22 protein-coding genes and 1 pseudogene are annotated in these 19,908 nt (G+C 64.7%); 9 read left to right on the plus strand and 14 right to left on the minus strand.

Translation table 11 applies throughout. The annotated features are described in order from the left end of the window. Positions 1 to 182 precede the first annotated feature (182 nt). Together ABZ942_RS15685 and ABZ942_RS15690 are read right to left on the minus strand one after the other, a co-directional pair. Complete coding sequence (locus ABZ942_RS15685; RefSeq protein WP_357382361.1) at positions 183 to 641, minus strand: hypothetical protein; 459 nt, start codon at positions 639 to 641, stop codon at positions 183 to 185. A 220-nt stretch (positions 642 to 861) separates the two neighbouring features. Continuing rightward, positions 862 to 1,392: a nitroreductase/quinone reductase family protein gene (locus ABZ942_RS15690; RefSeq protein WP_357382363.1), complete on the minus strand. Its 531-nt coding sequence runs from the start codon at positions 1,390 to 1,392 to the stop codon at positions 862 to 864. An 89-nt stretch (positions 1,393 to 1,481) separates the two neighbouring features. Here ABZ942_RS15690 and ABZ942_RS15695 point away from each other — a divergent pair, with 89 nt between their 5' ends. Next, positions 1,482 to 2,150 (plus strand): TetR/AcrR family transcriptional regulator, encoded by a 669-nt coding sequence (locus tag ABZ942_RS15695; RefSeq protein WP_357382365.1) that lies wholly within the window; start codon positions 1,482 to 1,484, stop codon positions 2,148 to 2,150. On the opposite strand, the gene ABZ942_RS15700 is transcribed toward ABZ942_RS15695, so the two are convergent. Then, positions 2,118 to 2,513, minus strand: coding sequence for a hypothetical protein (locus ABZ942_RS15700; protein WP_357382367.1), 396 nt, complete (start codon positions 2,511 to 2,513; stop codon positions 2,118 to 2,120). The two genes, ABZ942_RS15695 and ABZ942_RS15700, sit on opposite strands and share 33 nt — an antisense overlap. Positions 2,514 to 2,539: 26 nt before the next feature. Next, positions 2,540 to 2,737 carry a hypothetical protein gene (locus tag ABZ942_RS15705; RefSeq protein WP_357382369.1) on the minus strand — a complete coding sequence of 66 codons (198 nt, stop codon included), beginning with the start codon at positions 2,735 to 2,737 and terminating at the stop codon, positions 2,540 to 2,542. A gap of 84 nt (positions 2,738 to 2,821) precedes the next feature. Between ABZ942_RS15705 and ABZ942_RS15710 the strand changes: the two genes are divergently transcribed. The 3 genes from ABZ942_RS15710 to ABZ942_RS15720 all read left to right on the plus strand — a co-directional run bounded on the left by ABZ942_RS15710 (position 2,822) and on the right by ABZ942_RS15720 (position 5,025). Then, complete coding sequence (locus ABZ942_RS15710; RefSeq protein ID WP_357382371.1) at positions 2,822 to 3,424, plus strand: DUF6461 domain-containing protein; 603 nt, start codon at positions 2,822 to 2,824, stop codon at positions 3,422 to 3,424. A gap of 145 nt (positions 3,425 to 3,569) precedes the next feature. Beyond that, complete coding sequence (locus tag ABZ942_RS15715) at positions 3,570 to 4,076, plus strand: avidin/streptavidin family protein (protein ID WP_357382373.1); 507 nt, start codon at positions 3,570 to 3,572, stop codon at positions 4,074 to 4,076. Positions 4,077 to 4,347: 271 nt separating this feature from the next. Then, positions 4,348 to 5,025: a VOC family protein gene (locus ABZ942_RS15720; RefSeq protein ID WP_357382374.1), complete on the plus strand. Its 678-nt coding sequence runs from the start codon at positions 4,348 to 4,350 to the stop codon at positions 5,023 to 5,025. Between the two features lie 191 nt (positions 5,026 to 5,216). Here the strand turns inward: ABZ942_RS15720 and ABZ942_RS15725 are convergent, their stop codons facing one another. Both ABZ942_RS15725 and ABZ942_RS15730 read right to left on the minus strand, forming a co-directional pair. Further along, positions 5,217 to 5,534: a hypothetical protein gene (locus ABZ942_RS15725; protein WP_357382376.1), complete on the minus strand. Its 318-nt coding sequence runs from the start codon at positions 5,532 to 5,534 to the stop codon at positions 5,217 to 5,219. Positions 5,535 to 5,833: 299 nt separating this feature from the next. After that, the gene (locus ABZ942_RS15730; RefSeq protein WP_357382378.1) at positions 5,834 to 6,574 is read right to left on the minus strand and encodes a DUF6461 domain-containing protein; all 741 of its coding nucleotides are present in this window, start codon (positions 6,572 to 6,574) and stop codon (positions 5,834 to 5,836) included. Positions 6,575 to 7,086: 512 nt separating this feature from the next. Here ABZ942_RS15730 and ABZ942_RS15735 point away from each other — a divergent pair. Next, on the plus strand, positions 7,087 to 7,575 hold the full coding sequence (locus tag ABZ942_RS15735) for a GNAT family N-acetyltransferase (RefSeq protein WP_357382380.1): 489 nt from the start codon (positions 7,087 to 7,089) through the stop codon (positions 7,573 to 7,575). Between the two features lie 9 nt (positions 7,576 to 7,584). Here ABZ942_RS15735 and ABZ942_RS15740 read toward each other — a convergent pair whose 3' ends face one another. The 3 genes from ABZ942_RS15740 to ABZ942_RS15750 all read right to left on the minus strand — a co-directional run bounded on the left by ABZ942_RS15740 (position 7,585) and on the right by ABZ942_RS15750 (position 10,133). Beyond that, entirely contained in the window at positions 7,585 to 7,776 is a 192-nt protein-coding gene (locus ABZ942_RS15740; protein WP_357382382.1) for a hypothetical protein, read from the minus strand. A gap of 933 nt (positions 7,777 to 8,709) precedes the next feature. Then, positions 8,710 to 9,633 carry an NADP-dependent oxidoreductase gene (locus ABZ942_RS15745; protein ID WP_357382384.1) on the minus strand — a complete coding sequence of 308 codons (924 nt, stop codon included), beginning with the start codon at positions 9,631 to 9,633 and terminating at the stop codon, positions 8,710 to 8,712. 107 nt (positions 9,634 to 9,740) lie between these two features. Further along, complete coding sequence (locus tag ABZ942_RS15750; protein WP_357382386.1) at positions 9,741 to 10,133, minus strand: MerR family transcriptional regulator; 393 nt, start codon at positions 10,131 to 10,133, stop codon at positions 9,741 to 9,743. Between the two features lie 447 nt (positions 10,134 to 10,580). On the opposite strand from ABZ942_RS15750, the gene ABZ942_RS15755 reads away from it, so the two are divergent. Next, complete coding sequence (locus ABZ942_RS15755) at positions 10,581 to 11,111, plus strand: dihydrofolate reductase family protein (RefSeq protein ID WP_357382388.1); 531 nt, start codon at positions 10,581 to 10,583, stop codon at positions 11,109 to 11,111. 252 nt (positions 11,112 to 11,363) lie between these two features. Here the strand turns inward: ABZ942_RS15755 and ABZ942_RS15760 are convergent, their stop codons facing one another. Further along, positions 11,364 to 12,089 (minus strand): SDR family oxidoreductase, encoded by a 726-nt coding sequence (locus ABZ942_RS15760; protein WP_357382390.1) that lies wholly within the window; start codon positions 12,087 to 12,089, stop codon positions 11,364 to 11,366. Between the two features lie 105 nt (positions 12,090 to 12,194). Between ABZ942_RS15760 and ABZ942_RS15765 the strand changes: the two genes are divergently transcribed. Then, positions 12,195 to 13,034 carry a LysR family transcriptional regulator gene (locus tag ABZ942_RS15765; RefSeq protein ID WP_357382392.1) on the plus strand — a complete coding sequence of 280 codons (840 nt, stop codon included), beginning with the start codon at positions 12,195 to 12,197 and terminating at the stop codon, positions 13,032 to 13,034. 173 nt (positions 13,035 to 13,207) lie between these two features. Here ABZ942_RS15765 and ABZ942_RS15770 read toward each other — a convergent pair whose 3' ends face one another. The 4 genes and pseudogenes from ABZ942_RS15770 to ABZ942_RS15785 form a co-directional block, all read right to left on the minus strand. Further along, the gene (locus ABZ942_RS15770) at positions 13,208 to 14,491 is read right to left on the minus strand and encodes a lipase family protein (protein ID WP_357382394.1); all 1,284 of its coding nucleotides are present in this window, start codon (positions 14,489 to 14,491) and stop codon (positions 13,208 to 13,210) included. Between the two features lie 374 nt (positions 14,492 to 14,865). Next, complete coding sequence (locus ABZ942_RS15775; RefSeq protein WP_357382396.1) at positions 14,866 to 15,594, minus strand: hypothetical protein; 729 nt, start codon at positions 15,592 to 15,594, stop codon at positions 14,866 to 14,868. 96 nt (positions 15,595 to 15,690) lie between these two features. Beyond that, positions 15,691 to 16,068 (minus strand): annotated as a pseudogene (locus ABZ942_RS15780) (M23 family metallopeptidase); the annotation flags it as partial. 431 nt (positions 16,069 to 16,499) lie between these two features. Beyond that, positions 16,500 to 17,153 (minus strand): TetR/AcrR family transcriptional regulator, encoded by a 654-nt coding sequence (locus ABZ942_RS15785; RefSeq protein ID WP_357382398.1) that lies wholly within the window; start codon positions 17,151 to 17,153, stop codon positions 16,500 to 16,502. Positions 17,154 to 17,375: 222 nt separating this feature from the next. Between ABZ942_RS15785 and ABZ942_RS15790 the strand changes: the two genes are divergently transcribed. Then, a complete protein-coding gene (locus ABZ942_RS15790; RefSeq protein ID WP_357382400.1) occupies positions 17,376 to 19,160 on the plus strand; it encodes an ATP-binding protein in 1,785 nt (594 codons plus the stop codon). 397 nt (positions 19,161 to 19,557) lie between these two features. Continuing rightward, on the plus strand, positions 19,558 to 19,854 hold the full coding sequence (locus ABZ942_RS15795) for a hypothetical protein (RefSeq protein ID WP_357382402.1): 297 nt from the start codon (positions 19,558 to 19,560) through the stop codon (positions 19,852 to 19,854). Positions 19,855 to 19,908 lie beyond the last annotated feature (54 nt).

Here is a 19,908-nt window from a genome sequence, read left to right on the forward strand (position 1 = left end):
CCACCACCGATGCAGTCCCCACGGAGAGCCCAAAACCACTAATCTGTCTAGCCGGGCCCGTCGGAACGTCCGGTATTGGCACCCGACCCGGTCGTTCGTAACCGGGGCCCCAGGCACAGCTCAGCGAGACGGTTGGACCGCCCGTATCTCAGTCGTCTGGTCGATGCGCGGCAGTCGGTATTTCACCTTGTGGGTGGTGCTGGAGGGCTTCCCCACCAGTGAATGCCGTGGTCGTCTGCTCGGAGGTTGACCACGACGGTTCCCAGCGGTTCGCCGATGTCGAAGTCCGCGACGTCGCGGCCGTACCGTTTCGAATCCGGCGCTGCGGTCAACTGCGGTGAGTACATGCTCGCGAATGTGTCGTCACGGGGATCGTAGGTTGAGCGCCGTAACCCGAGCAGGCCATCGAAATACGGGGATCGATAGACGACTACGAAGGTCCACACGTCCTCGACCCAGGCATCCTCGACAGCGATGCGCGAGGCTTCTGTGACAGTACTGATCATGAGTTGCCTCAGACACGCGGAAAGAGCCTGGTCGGCCCACCGGGGAGACTCCACCGCAGCGAATTGATCTCTGAGGCGGCGGTGGGCATCGGTGATTACTCGAGACTGAGACCGGTGATTGGGCTCGGGATCCACACGATCATTGTGCTGCCGCAGCGTTCAATACCCGCGCACCCGTCTTTCGCTGCGGTTCGAGTCGCCCCGGAGCGTGCTAGCGAACGCGCCGAAATGCCGCAGACAGCGTTCCGAGCGGTTGGTGCCGGCCTCGAACGGTCGGCCACCAAGCGCTTTTAGAACGTCCGGAGTAGCCGATGAGCGGGCATCGACCGAGACCAGGAGCGGTTGCCGGTTACGTTTATGTGCACATCTCGTTCCCATGGACCCGCTCGAGCACGACGACCGGAATCTGTCTGCCCGCAACCGCCTCGAACTCAGCGAACTTCGGGACGAGCGCTATCTCTTCCGCCCAGATCCGTGCGCGCTCCTCGCCTTGCGCGAGCCGGGCCACGGCCGCCACTGTTTCCATCCCCGTCTCGACTGTGACCTGGGGATTCGCCACAAGGTTGCGATACCAAGCCGGATGGTGCGGACTGCCACCGTGAGTGGCGAAGACAGCCCAGTTCTCGCCGATCGGTAGATAGAACAGCGGGCTGATCCGTGCACGCCCGGTCTTGGCCCCGATGTGATGCACCAAGATCAGCGGCATGCCCGGACCATCGAAGCCGGGGAACCGGGGCGGGACCGGGCGGCCCGCAGCGAAATCGGCCTCGCTACTCCACGCCGCATATCCGGCGTTCGCCCGGACCTCGGCGATGATTCGGGCGTTCCAGCTGTTGATGTCGGGAACCTCGGCCTCGTAGGCGGCGGCCGTGGACGGATCAGACATGGCATCCTCATTCACTATCCGGAGCACTTGCTCCTCAAAGCTAACACAGAGCGGAGCATGTGCTCCGCATAAGGAGATAGGCTGGTCGCATGACGGCAACCGGATCGGAAAGCACCAGTCGGCGGCGCGCGCCCCGAGCGGACGCGATCCGCAACCGTGAAGCCATCGTCGAGGCCGCATCCGCAGTGCTGGCCGAGCAAGGCACCGCGGTGGATGTACGCGAAATCGCCCGCCGCAGCGAGGTGGGCATGGGCACCCTCTACCGACACTTCCCGACGAAGGAAGATCTGGTCCAGACGGTGCTGCGCAAGGACTTCACGGAGTGGGCGGAATCCGCGCGCACGGCGGCGGCCGGCGCCGAGGATCCCTGGGCGGCACTGATCGACTTCTACCAGCAGGCCCTGACCGGTTACGCACACCACCGCGCGATCATGGAGCACTTCGCGTTGGCTGTGCCGGTTCCCGACCCGGAGGGCCTTGGGCAGCTTCGCCTGGTCATCGAGGAGCTATGCGTCCGCGCCACGGATCTGCTCCGCCCGGGAGTGACCGCCGACGACCTACTGCTCCTACTGGTCTCGCTCGGCCACGCCGTCCAGATCACCGACGAGTGCCGCCCGCACATGTGGCGCCGACTGCTGCGCATCTCCCTCGACGGCCTACGCGCCGACCTCCACGAACCGCTTCCCACCGATATCTCACCGGACATCGTCGGAGTGCCTGCGAACTCAAAAGTCGGTACGGAACGAACGTCCTATTGACCAGGCATCCGCGCACGCCGCATGTCGCGCGCTAGTCAGTGGTAGTCCGGTGTCGATCTCGATCTCTTCGTATGCGGCCAACGCCATGGCCAAGTCGCGCACCCGCCCGAAATACTCCACCTCGTAATCGTCTTCGAGGTTCGGCAGGATCGTGTCCAACCACCCGATGCATCGGACCAGGCTTCGACGACCATCATCATCGAGCGCCCGCGACAGGGCCGTGTGGACGCAACCCGCCACGCCCGCATCCACCATCACCAGATCCACACCCGCGATGTCCACGCCGCGTGCAGGTGGCGGAAACGGGGCTTGCAGGTGCTCATCTCGCAGCTGCGTGAGCAGCTGGCGACTCGGCTTGTTCACAATCGAAATTGTTGTCTCCTAACCTTTTAACTGCGATACCCGAGTTTCATGGGACGCCCCCTGTCATCCACCCCGACCTCCCCCGTGTCGGCAACATCGGGTTCTTGATCGAGGACGCCCCGTTCCATCCCGGCGACGCCCTCACCGTCCCGGACGTCGCCGTCGACACCCTGCTGCTGCCCGTGCATGGCCCCTTGGTCCACCACCGGACAGCTGATCGACATGGATGTCGGTGGCTCATGGCAGTGTCAGCCGCTGTGACTGCTTCAGCTGATGACCGTGATCGCAATCAACGAGCCGGAGGCGTCGTGAACGCCACGACCGGTGACCTCGGGTGGATGTACGGCAGGGACCTGCCGCTACTCAACCTCACCTTCGCGCGTCAGATCAACGCCCGGGAGCTATTGGAGCGGATGGGCGTCGACCAGAACACCGTGGCGGTGCGCGGGCCCGATGACTTCCACTACGAGCTGGGCGACCATCTCTACGCATCCAACGGATATGTGGTCAGCGCAGGGCATTACCGAAGCTGGGCCTGGGCGTGGGAGCACACTAGTTGGAAAAGCTTCGAAGACCGGGGACTGGTGCTGCGCGCCTCGATCGGAACCGCAGCATTGGTGCTGAACGCCAGCGAGAAACCAGGAGTGGTGTTCCGGTACGCCGAGGACGGCCGCCTCATCACCGGACTCCGCACCACCGGCCCCTTCAAACGGACCGGCAGTGACCCGCACCGGTTCGACACCGAGATGCAGGCCCTCGGCGCCCGACCCGAAGAAGACGAAGACGGCCCCTTGGGATCCCGCGGAATGTTCTACCGGCTCGCAGAGAACCTCGGCGTCGGGCTACCTCTGGATGACCTCAATGAGCGTCCCGTCCTCAGCGGCCGGCTCCTGCCCCCAGCCGCGCGGTAGCTGCCGAGTCACCCGACACGCACGGGTCTGACGCGTGTGTTGAATCACGTGATGGCCGAGTTGGATTCGTTGATGCCGGGCCTGAGGCCAGTTGGAGCCGCGGTCACGTCGGAATGCCATCGAACCCGGACCCATTGTCACGACCATGACCAACTCGGGCACCCAGCACAGCTGGATCGGTAAGTGGCGCAACCAGTACGGCAGCACCCTCGTCGTCACCGACGACAGTGGCGGCGCGATCACCGGTACGTTCGAGACGGCATTAGGTGACAGTTCCTTCGCCGGTGTCCAGGTCCCAGTCACCGGTCTCCATCTCGGCAACTGCATCAACTTCGCCTTTGTTCGCAGTTCGGCCACCGGCGATTCGATCGCCTCGTTCACCGGCCTGCTCCGACATGGCAAGCTGGAGACGCTTTGGCATGTCATCAACGACCGAGCGGTCAAGTCGCCGCGGCCCGACGCGCCGCCACAGTTGATCGAATTACCCTGGGCGCACGCCGCGTTGACCAACGCCGACACTTTCGAACGCCTGGATCAGCAAGGGCGTCGCGGACCAGCCTTACGGGCACGACGAGCTTGCCGAAGGGCGTGCGGATCAAGCCGATGCACGGGCAGTCACGCTCGCCGGGCCGCGGTATCGCTGTTGGTCTGATGATCAAGAGGAACTGGCGCTGGCATCGGCCGAGAGGCCAGTTGCATCAGTTCCCCCTGATCGGTTGTCCAGCAACGGATCTCGGGAAGTATCGAGCCAAACGCGCACACATCGGCGTAGGACGTGCTGCATCGCGGCCGTCCGTACTGACTTCGGTTAGGTCGACTGAGCGGCAATGTCGCTGATCGCGAGCTTCGGCTGGGCGAAACCCATTGCCGGGTAACGTGATAGTGCGGCGACGCACTCACTCGAGTTGGAGGGACTTGTAGCTGTGTTTCATCTGGACCACTTTGCGCTCGGAGTAAGCGATCTCGACGACGGCGTACGCAGGCTGGCTGAGCAGACCGGGTTCGGCAACTATGAAGGCGGGGTGTTCCCCGGTGGTGGGGTGCGCAACTGGATATTCCCGTTGGGCGCCGACGTCTACCTGGAGGTGGAGAGCGCTACCGGGGCAACTGACGACCCCGCGTCGTCGTGGTTCCGGCGAGCGACCAGCGACGGCGCGGACCATTGGATGTTCTGGTGCCTGCGCGCGGACACCCTCGATGACCTCGATCAGGTCGCGTCGCGACTGGGCAGCGAGGTCCAGGTGGTCCCAGGACGGACAGACCCGGACGGCACACAACGAGTGATCACCAGCACGCCTGCCGGGCAGGCAGCATGGCGAGCCCGGCAGCAGGGCCTGCCGAACTGGTACTACCGGGATGATCCAAACAAGAACCCCGCCCGCCGCGACGTTGTCGGTGATCGAATCGCGGCCGGGGTGGCCTGGTTGGAAGTCGCCGGTGACCGGGAGCAGCTCCGCAGGCACATCGGAACGGAGACTTTCGACTGCTTGCCGCTGCGGTTCGTGCCCGGCGAACCGGGGCTGCACGCGGTCGCGGTGCGTACCAGCGACGGCAACGAGATCGTGATCCGACACGCCCCGGTCGGGCAGGACACGTTCTGACGCGGCAAGATCTGTCTTGCGATGACCCTACGTGCACCGCGACGACCTGTAGCCAGCCGCTGGCGTGCGTTGGTCAAATATCCAGAAGCGTTGACAGGCAGCGCATCTCAACGCGCGCTACCGCCGAGAAGCGCGCATCCGAGCGATACGCGCTTCTGTCGGTGGGGGCCGCGACACCGCGCTGAACTGTATTAGGGCTCCAGCTCTAGACACAGGCCAACTTTTTGACCGCCAGACCTGCCTTGGAGTGCCAACTCAGCGCTGCCGCCGTCGGTTCCTACCGGCACCGACGCGGAAGCCAGTAGCGCATAGGCTTGGGTGAGTTCGAGCAGAGCGGCCGATGCGTTTCCCGGCTCCTTGTCGACCGCGGCGCGTGCTTCCTGGGCGATCGCCTCGAGCAGGGCTCGGCGAGCCTCGACGGCGGCGGGCACTTCCCGGACCTTGATCACGGCCGCGGACTGGCCGATCTCAGCTGGAATCGTGTCGGGCGTGATGTCGTGAACTTCCATGATTCCCCTTGATCGAGCCAGCGAGACTGTGGCTCGAACACTACCCCCGCCGTGTCGGTCCGGTGTTCAGAACCACAGCGCCGCAATGTATCTGCGGACATGAGGCTAACCTGCGGCTTCTGATTGTCTCGCTAACCCGCGCGGTATGAATCCGAGCATCCGGCATCCGACTATCGTGCGGTCCCGAGCGCGCGATGACTAGCCGCATAGCGCGCTCACCCGATGGTCCTCGAGGTGGATGTCGAGCGGGCCGAAATGCGTTCTACGACTTCGCCGGTCGTACCAGCACGCGCACCGGGTCAAGCGGTGGTGTGGCCGGAAGGCGACCATCGGTAGGCGATAGGTCCGATGATCAGGGGCTGGTCCAGCATGTCTGCCGTGAACGACACTCCGGTGACCTTCGCCGCCAGGGCGAAGGCTCGCGGCACGCAGGTGCTGTAGTCGGAGTCGCTCTCGTCTTCATCAGGGTCATAAATATGGTCATTGTCGGTCATGCCCAACTCCACCTCCATGCCCAGCTCGCGCATGTAGTCGTTGAGCCGGTCGGGGTCGCAACCCCAACGGTCATGCGGGTACTCCAGTCGGTGGCCGGTCACGATCGTCCCGTCGATCGCGTACTCGAGGCTGTGCTCGGCGTAGCCGTGTACGGTGATCGCCAGGACCTCACAGTCGCGCGATAGTTCCGGCAGCGTCTCGCGGTCAGTCATCCACCACCCGACCGGTTCGATGGCCACACTCCATACACCGGCCCGAAACACACCCACGTGACCGCCGCCGTGCCCGCCGCCAGTCTTGCCGAGGAACTCGACCATCCTGTCGTTGAGCTCTTCGAAGTCCGACTCCTGGCCGGAGTCGTCGCCTTTGCTGAAACGGCGCACCACCTGCGACGGGGCCAGGTTTCGGAAGAAGCCGACGCTGAAGATCTCGCCCAGCGGGTCTGCTTGGTTCTCGAATGCATTGAGCCACTGAAATGGGGCCAGGGGATCAATTGTCGCCATATGGGTCATAGTGGCAGACCCCACCGACAACCATTCGATCATCTGGAACGCCTGATCGATCCACTGTCCTCAGCGCGGAATTCCCGTGGCTCCGTTGACATTCGAGCGGCTCGCCGAGCTGATCCGCCAGGGTCAGCAGATCACCGGACTTGATACCACTGACGACCGTTCTTGCCGCGCGGCGAGGTGGCCCCGGCACCGAGCACGCCGGACCGACCTCCGGGAGCGCCCGAAGGCACTGAAATGCCGCGACCCGCGCGTTCTGAGTGGTTGGTGGCCGGCCTCGAACCGGTCGGCTACCAACGCTTCTGGAACATCTGGATCTGCCGAATTGAGTGTGTTCGGCTGGCTCGTCGTCAGGGACGAGCCAGCCGGTCACGAACGTCTGGATTTGCCGACGGCGGGATATTCGGATGCGGGGGCCGAGGGGCGTGTGGGAGGTTTGCCGCATGTCTCATGGTCAGGTCACCGCGGATAGATGTGGATCTTTACCGAATGTGCGTGTAGTGCACTTGAACCGCCGAACATTTGAGGCGCTCGCCGCAGGCGACCTCGTGGCAGCAAACGCGGCGAGCCCGGTCCCGCTGACGGCTCATTTCGCGGGCCCCGAGTGGCGACGACTGTGGTTGATGCGTGGCGCGCAAGTAGAGCAGGAACCGGCCAGCGCAGGATGGGTCACAGGTGTCATCTGGGACGAACAGAAGCGACTTGCTGTGGGCAGGGCAGGCTTCCACGGGCTTCCCGATGCATCGGGGATGGTCGAGATCGGGTATGCCGTCCAGCCTGCGTACCGACGACGCGGCTATGCGCGCGCAGCGCTGGAGCGGATGTTGCACCGGGCTGCTCGCGAACCCCAGGTGCGAACGGTTCGTGTCACCATCAGCCCCGACAACCTGGCCTCGTATCAGTTGGTATCGCAGTACGGCTTCGTCGAGGTCGGAGAGCAATGGGACGACGAGGACGGCCTCGAGATCATCTACGAGGTCGCCGCGGATCAGTTGTCGGCCCGCGACTCTCGCCCACACCGCATGTCGGTGCAGTAGCCATTGCGCTCAGGTGTAGACGTTGCGGCCGTATTCGCCGTGCGGCAGCGTGAAATCGGCCGGGCGTTCCGCTCGCAGCCGGTTGTAGCGCAGCTCGAACTCATCGATGGCTTCGTGGATACTGCAGCCCACTTCGGCTCTGATGGCCTGGAGCACCTTCGCGGCAACGATCAGGTCATCCACCGAAATCTCTTCACTCACGCGAGAAGTGTGTCGAGTGCGCTGTGGGTCAGCAACCAGATTCCGGCAAAACTCCACTCCAAAATGCTGCGAGCGACGCAGCGAACGTACTAGCCGCATGTCGCGCGATCGACCGGCGAGAAACACTGCGGCACAGAACATCCGCTCTATGCCACTGAGCGCGTGTTGGTCATTCGTCCACATCGGTTGGCTGGCAGCGCTTCTCAATGCGCGCAATTGCCGATTTCGGGGCGTTCGGATGAAGGTGACGAGCGGGCTACGACCGATCTCGCGAGGGCTTATCGGTAATGAAGATCAGCAGTGTGCCAATCGCGGCCGTTTGCATCAACAGCTGTCCCGCGGGGTCGGTAAAACCGTGCCCGTGCGGATCATCGACGTGATGATGCCTGCCGGGGCCAAGGCGGCCACGAGCAGCGCGACAACTCTTCTACGCTTCGACCGTCGTTTCCGCGGACCAACTGCCACGCCCATTTCCTGCCCGACTGAAACAAGCCGAGCAGGCCAGCAACGACACCAGTCAGGCCGAACAGATGAGTTGCCGTCAAGTCGCCCCAGTCCGCACTGACAGCCAACCTGGTCAGGGCAACGATGTACAGGCCGATGACGACAACGGCGGCGACCCCTCTGAACTGTGCCCAACGCTTCTTCCGGCCATCTGCGGCAACCGATCCCGCCCCTGGTGTGCTCACAGCTGGAGAGCTACAAGTCCGATGGTTGCGCCGCCCGGTCGTGCAGTGCACGCTCGTGCCGCGGAGCGCGCGTTAGTCGGCGGTCCAGAATGGTTGGCTGACACAGTTTCTCAACGTCCACACTTGCCGATTACCGAGCATTCGCTCGGCCCCGTCAAGACGGATTGGCGCTTTTCGGTGCGGCTGTTACCCGATCCGCTGTGTTGGGTGCGGCCCGCTCTGGCGTCGGTCGGCCTGGCACTTCTCATGCCACCTTGATGACAACCTTGCCCGAAGCGTGACCGTTCTCGACGGTGGCGAGGGCGGCCGGGGCGTCGGAGAGCGGATGGACCGCGGTGATCACGGGTGCGAGGACTCCGTCGAGGGCCAGCCGGGCGGACCGCTCCAGGTTCTCGCGGTCGAGGCGACGCTCGACGAAACGCCCACCCAGATCGGCCACAGACGAATCACCCACGGCGATCACGTTGCGTGGGTCCCGGGCCAGTGGCGCGACCGTCCGCAGCGAGGTGCCTCCGACCAGGTCGACGATCCCGTCGACGCCGTCCGGAACCAGCTCGCGTGCCGCGGCGACAACGTTCCCGGCGGCATAGTCGATGAACCGCACCCCGATGGCCTCGGCAGGCTCTCGCTTGGCGGTACTCCCGGTGCCGATCACACGCAGCTCGCGTCCGACAGCCAGCCGGGCGACGGCGAGGCCGACCCCGCCCCCGACCCCGTTGACCAGGATCGTGGCACCGGCCGGAAGGCCGAGCTGGTCGAGCGCATCCACCGCGGTCGTCCCGGCCACCGGTAGCGTTGCCGCGACGATCGCGGACAGACCCGCCGGGATGCGCGCGGTGTTCGGTGCGGACAGCACCGTCGTCTCGGCGTAGGTGCCGCCACCGGTGAATGCGAAGCCGAAGACCGCGTCACCCACCTCGAGCCCGTCGACGTCCCCGCCCCGGGCGAGAACGGTTCCCGCTGCCTCCATGCCCAGCACGCGGGGAAACAGACGCCCGCCGCCGAGCCCGGGGACCAGACCCGAGCGCAACAGGTGGTCGAGGGGATTCACGCCGGCGACGTCGACCCGGATCAGCACCTCGCCGCGACCGGGGACGGGATCGGGACGATCGAAGAACTCCTGCACCTCGGGCCCGCCATACCTGCCGAAACCCCACGCCTGCCCCATCTTCTGCCGCCTCCTGTGTGACCGACCCCGGCGGTTCCGGGCTCTGTCGCCATCCTCACCCCTGACACCGATGTAAGGGGCAAGCGGCTGAGGTGCAGGTCACAGCATCAGGTTGACGCCACCGGTTCCGGGGCCGCAGACAGCTCCGCCTGGTGCTGGCTGTTGGCCCTGATCAGCACGTCGAGCGCGGCTCGGGTCTCGATCAGGTGCGCGATGTCGGCGTCGATCCGGTCGCGCTCGCGCACCATCGTCTCGAACGCCAGCTCGACGACGCCCTGGTCACCGGGGGTCTCCACGCACGGCAACACAGTCGCGATCACCCGGCTGGACAGCCCCGCGTCGAACAGCTGCCGGATGAGCGATACGCGCTGGACCTCGGCATCGGAATAGTGACGCTGCCCGGCGTCGGAGCGTGAGCTGGTCAGCAGGCCCTGCTCTTCGTAGTACCGCAGTGAGCGCTGACTCACGCCCGTGCGCTTGGACAGCTCGCCGATCCGCATCCCTGAAAGTTTACCGCCCGCGTGCTCAGGGCTCAGATCGCCAGCGACGGTGGCGACGCGGGCGCGGATCGTGTTGTGGCGGGCGCAGACCGGCAGGAACAGGAGGTCGCGGCATGTGTCGAGTGGCTTCGGCTCGTGTCGATGTGAGCCGCAGAGTCCCAAACGGAACACACTGTAATGCCGCGGAGCGCGCGTTGGTCGGCCGTCCAGAATCGTTGGCTGACAGCGCTTCCCAACGCGCGCTCTGTCGAAGAGCGTGCGTTCGGCCGACCCTGATCAAGCTGTCGGCCGAACGCTCAGGGAGCGTCCGCCTTTGCCGAGTTCGGGAGGTGGGCGGTGGCACAGATCCAGGTTCTGGTGAACGATCCTGGGCAGGCTTTTCTGGTTTGCCGATGAATTTCGGCGGAAGGCGTCGTCTCTTCTGTGACTCGACGAAAGGATGATCTCATGCAAATCCTGGCTCGCCTGTGCGTGGCCGCTGACGGCTATGTGACGACTCCCGACGGCTGGCCGCCTCAGGTCATCGATCCGGCGCACGGTCCGGGCAGTCACGGCATCGCCGAATTCCTGAAGACCTGCGAGGCTGCGCTGATGGGTCGCACCACCTTCGAACCCGCGCTGACCGCCGAGCGCTGGCCCTGGCCCGACCTGGAGGTTTTTGTGCTCGGCTCGCACCGGCCGGAGGGCACTCCCGACGATGTCACCTTCGACGACGATCCGCAGCGGCTGCTGGAGAAGGTCCGCGCGGCCAATCGCGGCGGAGATGTCCATCTCATCGGCGGCCCCGGCACCATCGAGACCTACCACGCGCTCGGTGTTCTCGACAAACTCGAACTGGTGATTTTGCCGTTCTTCGTCGGCAGCGGCATGCGCCTGACTGATTCGCTGAATCCACAGACCGGTTTGGAATTCGAGAGCTCGCGGCCGTTGGACGGCGGCGGGGTAGAGATCGTCTACCGGATACTGCCGAAACACTGACAGGTGGCAACAGGCCGTGCTTCCACTGGGTGGCTGCGTGTTCCATACCGCCTTTACGGACACCAACGACGGAGCGGATAGCGGAATGTCTCAAGATTTCTGACCATGGCTATGCCACACGGCCGACGCGCTACTTTGCCGCAACCCGCGCGGTCCGAAGAGACCAACGCGGTTCTGCGGAAGATCAACGGCCGTAGGTAGTTGCCGCGCAGCTGACTTCGACAACGGGAATGATGTCCACCGGTGCGCCCGTCACCAGGGCACCGGGCCGGCGTCGTCGAAGAATCCGCCGGTCGGTCCGTCGTCGGGCAGGGTCGCGAGGCGAATCGCGATGGCCGCACCCTGTTGCGGTGTACGGGCGCCGCGAAAACCGTTGAGATCGGTGGCGGTGAAACCGGGACAGCCGGAGTTGATCAAGATGTTGGTCTCACCGAGTTCCTTGACGTACTGGATAGTGAGGGCGTTGAGGAAGGTCTTCGAGGCCAAGTAGGCGGCGGGAACCGGGCCCATGTCGATACCGGGTGTGGTTTGCAGGCCGAGCGAGCCGACGCTGCTGGACATGGTGACGATTCGCGGTGATGCCGAGGCGCGCAGCATGGGCAGCATCGCGTTGGTGACCCGGATGACACCGATCACGTTGGTTTCCACGACGATTCGCACGGTCGCGGGATCGACCGTGGTCGGTGTCTGCGGCATACCGCCGGTGATCGCGGCATTGTTGACCAGAACATCGAGCCCGCCGGCATGGTCGGCGATCAATTCGGCCGCTGCGGCCACACTCGCGTCGTCGGTCACGTCGAGCGGCACCTCGAACGCATCGGTCCCGGCCGCGCGCAGCTTCTCGACCGCGGTGGCGCGGCGTTGCCGATCACGCGCGCCCACACCGATTCGCCAGCCGAGCGCGCCCAGGCCGGCGGCGATCTCGTATCCGATTCCCTTGTTCGCGCCGGTCACCAGCGCAATCGTCTGTTCACTCACACCGTCGATCCTGCTGCGATTCCGGGGGTTGCGTCCAAGACCGATCGGGTGGGCGGCGATACCGCACGGGTATTGGTAGTGGTCATTGCCGGTTACCATGATCGGGTGGAGACGCGGGAGTTGCGATATTTCGTCGCCGTCGCCGAGGAATTGCATTTCGGGCGGGCGGCACAACGGCTCGCCATGGCGCAACCACCGCTATCGCGGGCGATCCAGCAGCTCGAACGGCGACTCGGAGCCGTTCTGCTGCACCGCAATTCACGCGCAATCACTTTGACCACGGCCGGGTCGGTGCTTCTGCGGGAGGCCCGGCTCGCCCTCGAAGCGGTCGACGCCGCCGAGCGCCGCACCCGCCGTGCAGCTGCCGACCGGCCCGGCGTGGTGCTGGCCACCAAGGCAGGAGCGTCCAGAGAACTGTTGTCGAAGCTGCTGGACGCCTATGCCGCCGAACCCTCCGCTGTCGCAGTCGAGGTGATGCTCTGCGGGCCGGGCGAACCGGAAAGCCTGCTACGCAACGGGAGTGCCGACGTTGCGCTGCTCCACCGGCCCTACGACACGACAGCCGGATTCGACACCGAGGACCTGCACACCGAACAGCAGATCGTGGTCCTGCCCGCGGGACACCCCCTCGCCGACCGACCCCACCTGTCGATGGCCGAGGTCAATACCCTGCCGGACCTGCCCCTGCCACGCTGGCCTCGACGGGATGGCAGTTATCCCGACGGCCCCGGCCCGCAGGTTCGCGACCACACCCAACTGACCCAGCTGATCACCCTCGGCCGGGCCTGCGCGCTCATGCCCGAGTCGCTGCGCGCCCAGCTACGCGACGATCACGCCATCGTGCCCGTGCCGGACGCACCAACCGTCACGACTGTCATCGCCTGGCCGCCACACAGCAGATCCCAAGCCGTGGCCGACCTTGTCCGCACAGCGACACACCTCTAGGAGACTGCTGAATAGCCAGAGGCTGCGGGCGCCGCGGCTGGACCTCGCTGCGACAGCGGATCTGGTTGGCGCGGTGTGCCTTTCGGATCCGGCGCCCTCGCAGAGAACTACGTCGTGTCGAGTGAACGGTGCGCCGGGCCGCGACCGTGGGGCCCGGCGCACTGCACGACCCGTTACTTCGGGGCGATGAATTGGGACAGCACGGTGGTGCTGCTGCATCCGGTCGGCGCCGGAGTGTCGGCGTTCAGGCGTTCCCCCAGCCAGGAGAACGCGGCGGGGGCACCCGAGAAAATCATGCTCAGGTGCTCGGCTAGCTGCTCACGTATGTACGTGACGCTAGCCCCACGCGCACAGAGATCTTCGACCATCCGGTCGGTCGAGCCCACCGGAATCACTTCGTCCGGCACAGCTTGAAAAACATAAAGCGGCGCAGACGGCGCGTGGGTACCCAACCTGGCCTCGTTGATAACTTCGGCAAGCGGCGGCAACGCCAGGACCTGGTCCAGCGGGATGTCGAAATACCGTTTCCAGTCGCCGAAGAACTGCTGGGCCAGAGTCTTAGACAGGCATTGCGTCTGGATCTGATCCATCACGGCCGCCCCCTCGGGTGTCAGGTGCGGCCGCATCGCCGCTTTGACCTCGGGATAGGTGGCGTAGTAGGACGACAGACCGCTACCGACGATGGCCGAGAAGGGCCCGCCGTTCGTGGTGAACAATGCCGCATTGATATCAGCTCCGGGGCCGCCGTACGCGGCGCCGGCCAGGTTGAGCTCAGGTGCGTAACTGGGTTGCAGCTCAGCCGTCCACCCCGTCGCGAACCCGCCGCCCGAATACCCGAACAGACCGACGCGGGTCTCGGAGCCGAGACCGAGCGGAGCGAACTGGGTGGCCGCGCGAATGCCATCCAGCGTCATGAAACCGGGCTCTTGGGCAACCGGGAAGTGGCCGAATCGCCCGCCGAAGTCGGGCACCGACACCACCCAGCCGTTCGAGAGCATGGTTTGCAAATCCTTTATCTGCCCCGTGGTCTCCGTAGAGGACTGGGCACCGGCCTGCAGACCGTAGGACGGGACGCATTGCGGACCGGAGGCGTCCTCGAACATTTGCTGCGACACCAGCGGCCGGTCCGGTCGGACATTGTCGGGCAGGAACACCGTGGTGACGGTGACATCCGGCCGCTCGAACACGTCGGTGGTGCGATAGAGCAGTTGCCAAGCTTGCGCCGGCAACGGCGCCACCAACTCGATCGGCCGGGATCGCAGAATCGCGCCCGGCGCCGCGGACTCGAAACCGGCTGGTGGCTGGTAGAACTCATCCACCTGCGGAAGGGGTGGCGCCGCGCCCGCCGGATTCGATGAAACGATTGCCGGCCCGCCCAACGTCACCATGACGGCCACGGCGGCAACGCCGAACCTGCAGACGCGTTGCTCCGCCTTACTGGACATCTCGACCTCCAATGTTCGGATACACCGGTCCCGCAACCGCAGAGCCCGGAAAACCTGTTGTGCTGCCTATTGATTCAGTGGCCTCCAGCCCCAATGGCACAGCGTTGGACCTCTTCGGCCGGGCAAATCTGCGCTCAAAAGCAATGTCGTAGCAATCGGTTATTCAAAGAACACGCGCTGCATTCGCGGCATCAGACCAGATGTCGACAGCTGAAGCATATATTCAGCAAACCGCCAGAACCGACATTGATGGCCACGGGATTGCTAGGCGTGATCATCGGTCGACACCGCAGGCGCAGTGGAACATGTTTGCGATCACGCCCCCTAGCCCGATGCACGCCACCGGATTCCGGAGCGAAACCGCGTTCGTCTTGGAAACCAGCCGCCTAGTGGTCGGTGGGGGCTGTAGGGGGTCTGCCGTTGGGCATAGCCTGCAAGGATTTACGAAAATGTGGGTGGGCTCGAACGAAGGCGAATCGCTCGTCATAGATCGGCCGGAACACCGCAGGCTCCGTTCCGCTGTGCAGCAACAACACCAGCACACAGATTTCGATCGGAATCGAGCCTGGAAACAGCATCCACGCCAAAGGTCGCACCGCTGCCTGGAAGTCGGTCATCAGCCCGGCCCTGGCCGCGACGATCAGGAACGCCAAAACGAGTAGATTCACGGTCATCACCGCCGCGATCACCGCCGCAATGCGGCGAGCGCGGCGAGCGGCGCCGGCGCACCGGTCACAGACCGGCCAGTCACCGACGAGGATCGTCGATAACGGCGACAGCTGCTTGGTAGGCCAGTTCGCTACGGCGATGCGATGAAACCGGGGGTGCTGCTTCGCATCGTAGAAACACACCCTGATCGGCTTGCGCGCCACTGCGGGACGCCCGTGCCGACTGCAGACGTCGGGGAGCTCCTGGGCGATCTCCAACTCGAGAGGTTCGATGGTCCGCGACACCACGTTCTGATACAGCCGTTCGGTGTGCGGCAAGGGTTCTCGGCAGCGACGCAGCCGGACCGTCGCATCGTCCGCGCTAGTCCATGGCCGCTGATACGTCATCGGCGGTCCGCCCTGCCGGTCGTCACCGGCGGAATCGTCTACCTGTTGGTGGCGGACCATCAGACCTCCTTGTTCATTCGAGCCAGCCGCGTTGGCGGGAAGAAGCGACGGGGGACGTCGTACGGTGGGGCCGACCTGGACGGGCGCCAGGGCTTGTCAGGGGGCTTGGGGGCCGAGGTCGATGCCGCGGGTGGCGAGCCATGGGACCGGGTCGGTCTTGTCTTTGCCGGCCAGCCATACCTCGAAATGGCAATGCGGGCCTGCCGAGAATCCTCTGTTGCCGAGGGTTGCGATCTGATCGCCGGACAATACCCGTTGCCCGCTGGATACCGTTGCGGTGTCGATATTGCCGTAGATGGTGATGGTGCCGTCGTTGTGCAGGAGTCGTACCCACATGCCGAATCCGGCGGCGGGACCTGCTTCGAGCACGGTGCCGTCGGCGACGGCGACGATGGGCGTGCCGATCGGGCCTGCGATATCGACACCGAAATTCTGTACGCCCCAGTGGGTTCCGAAGCCGGAGGTGAAGGTTCCCGAGACGAACTTGCTGAACTGCGGGCGCGGGGGCGCCGAGTCCGTGCGGGCGATCAACAGGGTCCCGGTCGGCACGATGAGGGCCAATCCCAGCAGCGCGTAGCGGGCACGGCGGTCGGTCCGCCATCGCGACCGCTTCTCGGCCGCCGGTAGTGTGCCTGGCTCCGATGATATCTCTTGCGGGAGAGCCTTATTCGGTTCATCGTCGTGGGGCGAAGGCACAGCGTGGATCCCATCACTCGAATCGGTTCGATAGCTCGGTACCGGCGTTTGCCACGCACGCCAACAGCTTTCGGGCGACAGCGCGGTTCAACAGAGGCAACGCAAATCAACACCATCGACGGCCTTGGTGGGCGTCGGGGACACGTCTGCGTCAGCGACGCAGACGTGTCAACGTCAACAGAAATTCGAGCGCGCTGTGGCCAGGCGAGCTAACTGTGGTCGGCCGCACGGGTGGCCACGACGAGGAGTAGTTGCGCGAGTTGGTCGGGCAGCTCGTTGGGGCGCAGGAGATCGGGTTCCAGATAGGCCTGGGTGAGTCCACCGTTGCGGACGGCGAACAGCCAGCGGACGACGGTGTCGGTGGGCACGGTGAGGCGTAGTCCCGCCGCGGTGAGTACGTCGTCGATGCGGCTGCTCATTCGAGCACGCAAGCGCGTGGTCGCCTCAACCAGGACGGCGGCTGCCGCGGGGTCACGCAGCGCGTGCAGGGCGAATTCGGAGTTGACCAGATGCCACCGGAGATCCTGCGGGATCATCCCGAGAAAAGCAGGCACATACTCCTGCATCGCCGTGTCCTTCGCCTGCGGCGGCGTGCTGATCGCGTCGAGGAGGTGGGCGGTTTGCTGCTCATACAGCGCCAGGAACAGCTCTTCCTTCGAGGCGAAGTTGCCGTAGAAGCCACCGCGCGTCATCCCAGCCCGCTCGCAGATGTCTTCCACCGAGCTCGCGTGAAAACCCCGTTCCGCGAACGCATCCAACGCAGCGCTCAACAACCGCTCCCGAGTTTGCCGCCGCTTGCGGGACAACGGCCGGTCAGGCGGGCCAGTGATATCCGTCTCATCGTCGCCCTGTTGCGTACCCACCAGAAAAGTGTACATACTTGAATAAAATACATATCTGTATATTTTGTGATACTTCACAACACCCTCCGGAGGCAGTCGCCACCTGCCGACCAAGTCGGCCAGCGCGCCCGGATCAGGCATTTCGCGCCTGACCACCCAGCCAGCACAAGGAGTTTCGAAGATGCTCCACGCACGTAGCGAACACGATCAGCAACCGTCATCGGCCGGGCTCTGGTAGGCGAAATGAGCCACCGGAAGGGACTTTTCGGCGAACGGCTGACCCTGCTCTTCCGGGTAGCGGGCGCGCCTCCGACGAAATCCGTTGTCCGCGCGGTCAATACCCGAACCAACGGGGCGACTACCGTCACCGAGCAGCAGATCAGCAAATGGCGGCGCGCCGACCGGGTGCCCGCCACCTTCGAAGCCGTGCGGCCGGTGCTGGAGGTGCTCATCACCGCGGTGCACAGCCGTAACAGCGTGCCGGCCGGCCTCGATCCATCGCTGCTCGATCTGGCGAACTGGCACGAGACCTGGACGGCATCTCGCTCGGACAGCCCCGCCGTCGCCTGCGACCCGAACCGTGAGCCGTACCGCGGCCTCGCCCCGTACCGCGCCGAGGACGCCGACCTGTTCTTCGGTCGCGACGCGGCACTGAGCCAGCTCACCGACCTGGTCGAAGCCGCCGCGACCTGCGACACGTCACTGGTGCTGCTGCTCGGCTATCCGGGCACCGGCAAGTCGTCGTTGCTGGCCGCTGGGTTGCAGGCCCATCCGGGATCCCGCACACCGATCCTGATCAGCCTCGGGACCGATCCCCTCGCCGCGCTACGTACTGTCCCCTATTCGGGCGACGGCAATCAGCTGATCCTGATCGACCAGGGCGAGGAACTGTTCACCCGGTGCGCAGGCGAAGCACAACGCAGTCTCTTCCTCGACGTGGTGCGCGGGTTGGCGGCCACCAATGTGGTTGTGCTGGTCCTCGACGTCAATCGCGTCCCCGACATTCTGGACTACGAGCCGCTCGCCTCGGCGCTGCCCGAGCGGTCCATGGTGCTCGGCGCGATGACCGATGACGAACTGCGCGAAGCGATCACCGCGCCGGCCGCGACGCTCGGCTTGCGGGTGGACCAGCACCTCGTCGATGTCCTGCTGTCCGATGTCCACTCCGCCGCGTCCCCGCATGCCCGGGCCGCGCTGCTGCCCCTGCTGTCGAACGTGCTGCGGGAGATCTGGTCGAAGCGCAAGAGCAAAACCTTGACAGTGGATCTGTACAAGGCCGCGGGCCGTGTCTCGGGCACTGTCGCGGCGACCGCCGAACGAGTGTGGTTCGAGCTCGATACCGACGAACACGACACCGCCAGAAGACTTCTCATCGCGCTCACCTTGGCCGGACCGCACACCACCATCCGCAGTCGAGTCCGCTACGACATCCTGGTCAGCGAGTCCGCCGACCCGCGACGCACCGCGGCGGTCATCGACAAGTTCGTGGCCGCGCGCCTGCTGGTCCACCGCGACGGGGAGGTCGAACTGCTGCATGACGCGCTGCTCACGGGGTGGCCCAGGATGACGGGCTGGCTTGCCGAGGAAGCGAAGTTCGCTCCGGCCCGCCAACGCGTCGAGGAGGATGCGCGCGCCTGGTCGACCGACGGCCGCCCCGCACGGCTGCTCTACGGCAAGTGTCGCCTGGACACGGCGAGCGAACTCGACGCGCAGACGAATTCACTGAACTGCGTCGCGCGTGAATTCATTGCCGAGTCGGCGCGCGCGGTGGCCCGCCGGAGACACGCGTGGCGGCTGCTGTTGGTCGGTGCCACCGGCCTGGTCGCGCTCGCGGTGGTCGCACTGCTGCTCGCGCTCACCGCGCGGCACGCCGACGGCGACGAATACTGCCATCCGCAGGCCGCCGAGCAACGGCTGGCGGTCGATCCCGGCATATCGGCACCGATGATATTCACGGTTGATCGAGTGGATCCCGGCGACCTACTTGTGCACGCGAGATCTATCGCAACCGGGACACAGACTTCCTGATCAATCACATCGGTCCGATTGCGGCTTTACGCGCGGACGGAAATTCGGCAGCGGAATATCCGTCATTACCTTAGACTTACTATCGATCGAACATATCGACCGAATCCTTCGAACAATTGTCTACTATTAACTTACCCAGATATCGACACGGACCATTGTGACATCCAACAGTCGCCCCTGACGTTGCCCAATAGTGCATCTGCACTGGCCGATGCAAGAATCGTCAGCACGCAACCCAGGAACCCATTCGAACAGTTAATTCAACTACCGCCGCATAACCATAATATAACGAAAATATGCTGGCGATTATGCGATCACCGCTTCTACCAGGGAATATGACGTTTTGTCCGAATCAGCTGATTGACCGGTTCGAGCCACATGCACAACCATCTTCAGGGTGAAGAACCATCGCAAACGCTGGGCATTGACTTCGGCCACGGTCGGCATATTGGGTGTGATTCCATTTGCCGGAATGGCGGCAGCACACCCGCCGCCGCCCGGTTGCACCGCCGACTACTCGGTACCGAATGTGCTGACGCTCTCCTGTCAGCAGGGAGCGGGGCAAGATCTGCACGCCTTTCTCCGATGCCGGGATGTGCTGGGCATTCTGCACAGCCACGTAGGCGTCACCATCGGGAGCAACGGCGGGATATCGCGGGCGTATTGCGGACCGGGCGAAACCGGTCCGCAGTAGCCCTTCCCATCCGATCTCCCATTGCGTCTGTCCGGAAACCAGCACCCGGTTCGC

It is taken from the genome of Nocardia sp. NPDC046473 (assembly GCF_040645995.1).
Classification (GTDB): Bacteria; Actinomycetota; Actinomycetes; order Mycobacteriales; family Mycobacteriaceae; genus Nocardia.

Coding starts and splice junctions, on each gene's coding strand:
- ABZ942_RS15690 (WP_357382363.1), bottom strand. CDS start 1,392: ATGTCTGATCCGTCCACGGCCGCCGCCTACGAGGCCGAGGTTCCCGAC.
- ABZ942_RS15695 (WP_357382365.1), top strand. CDS start 1,482: ATGACGGCAACCGGATCGGAAAGCACCAGTCGGCGGCGCGCGCCCCGA.
- ABZ942_RS15705 (WP_357382369.1), bottom strand. CDS start 2,737: ATGTCGATCAGCTGTCCGGTGGTGGACCAAGGGGCCATGCACGGGCAG.
- ABZ942_RS15715 (WP_357382373.1), top strand. CDS start 3,570: ATGACCAACTCGGGCACCCAGCACAGCTGGATCGGTAAGTGGCGCAAC.
- ABZ942_RS15725 (WP_357382376.1), bottom strand. CDS start 5,534: ATGGAAGTTCACGACATCACGCCCGACACGATTCCAGCTGAGATCGGC.
- ABZ942_RS15730 (WP_357382378.1), bottom strand. CDS start 6,574: ATGATCGAATGGTTGTCGGTGGGGTCTGCCACTATGACCCATATGGCG.
- ABZ942_RS15745 (WP_357382384.1), bottom strand. CDS start 9,633: ATGGGGCAGGCGTGGGGTTTCGGCAGGTATGGCGGGCCCGAGGTGCAG.
- ABZ942_RS15750 (WP_357382386.1), bottom strand. CDS start 10,133: ATGCGGATCGGCGAGCTGTCCAAGCGCACGGGCGTGAGTCAGCGCTCA.
- ABZ942_RS15755 (WP_357382388.1), top strand. CDS start 10,581: ATGCAAATCCTGGCTCGCCTGTGCGTGGCCGCTGACGGCTATGTGACG.
- ABZ942_RS15775 (WP_357382396.1), bottom strand. CDS start 15,594: ATGGTCCGCCACCAACAGGTAGACGATTCCGCCGGTGACGACCGGCAG.
- ABZ942_RS15790 (WP_357382400.1), top strand. CDS start 17,376: ATGAGCCACCGGAAGGGACTTTTCGGCGAACGGCTGACCCTGCTCTTC.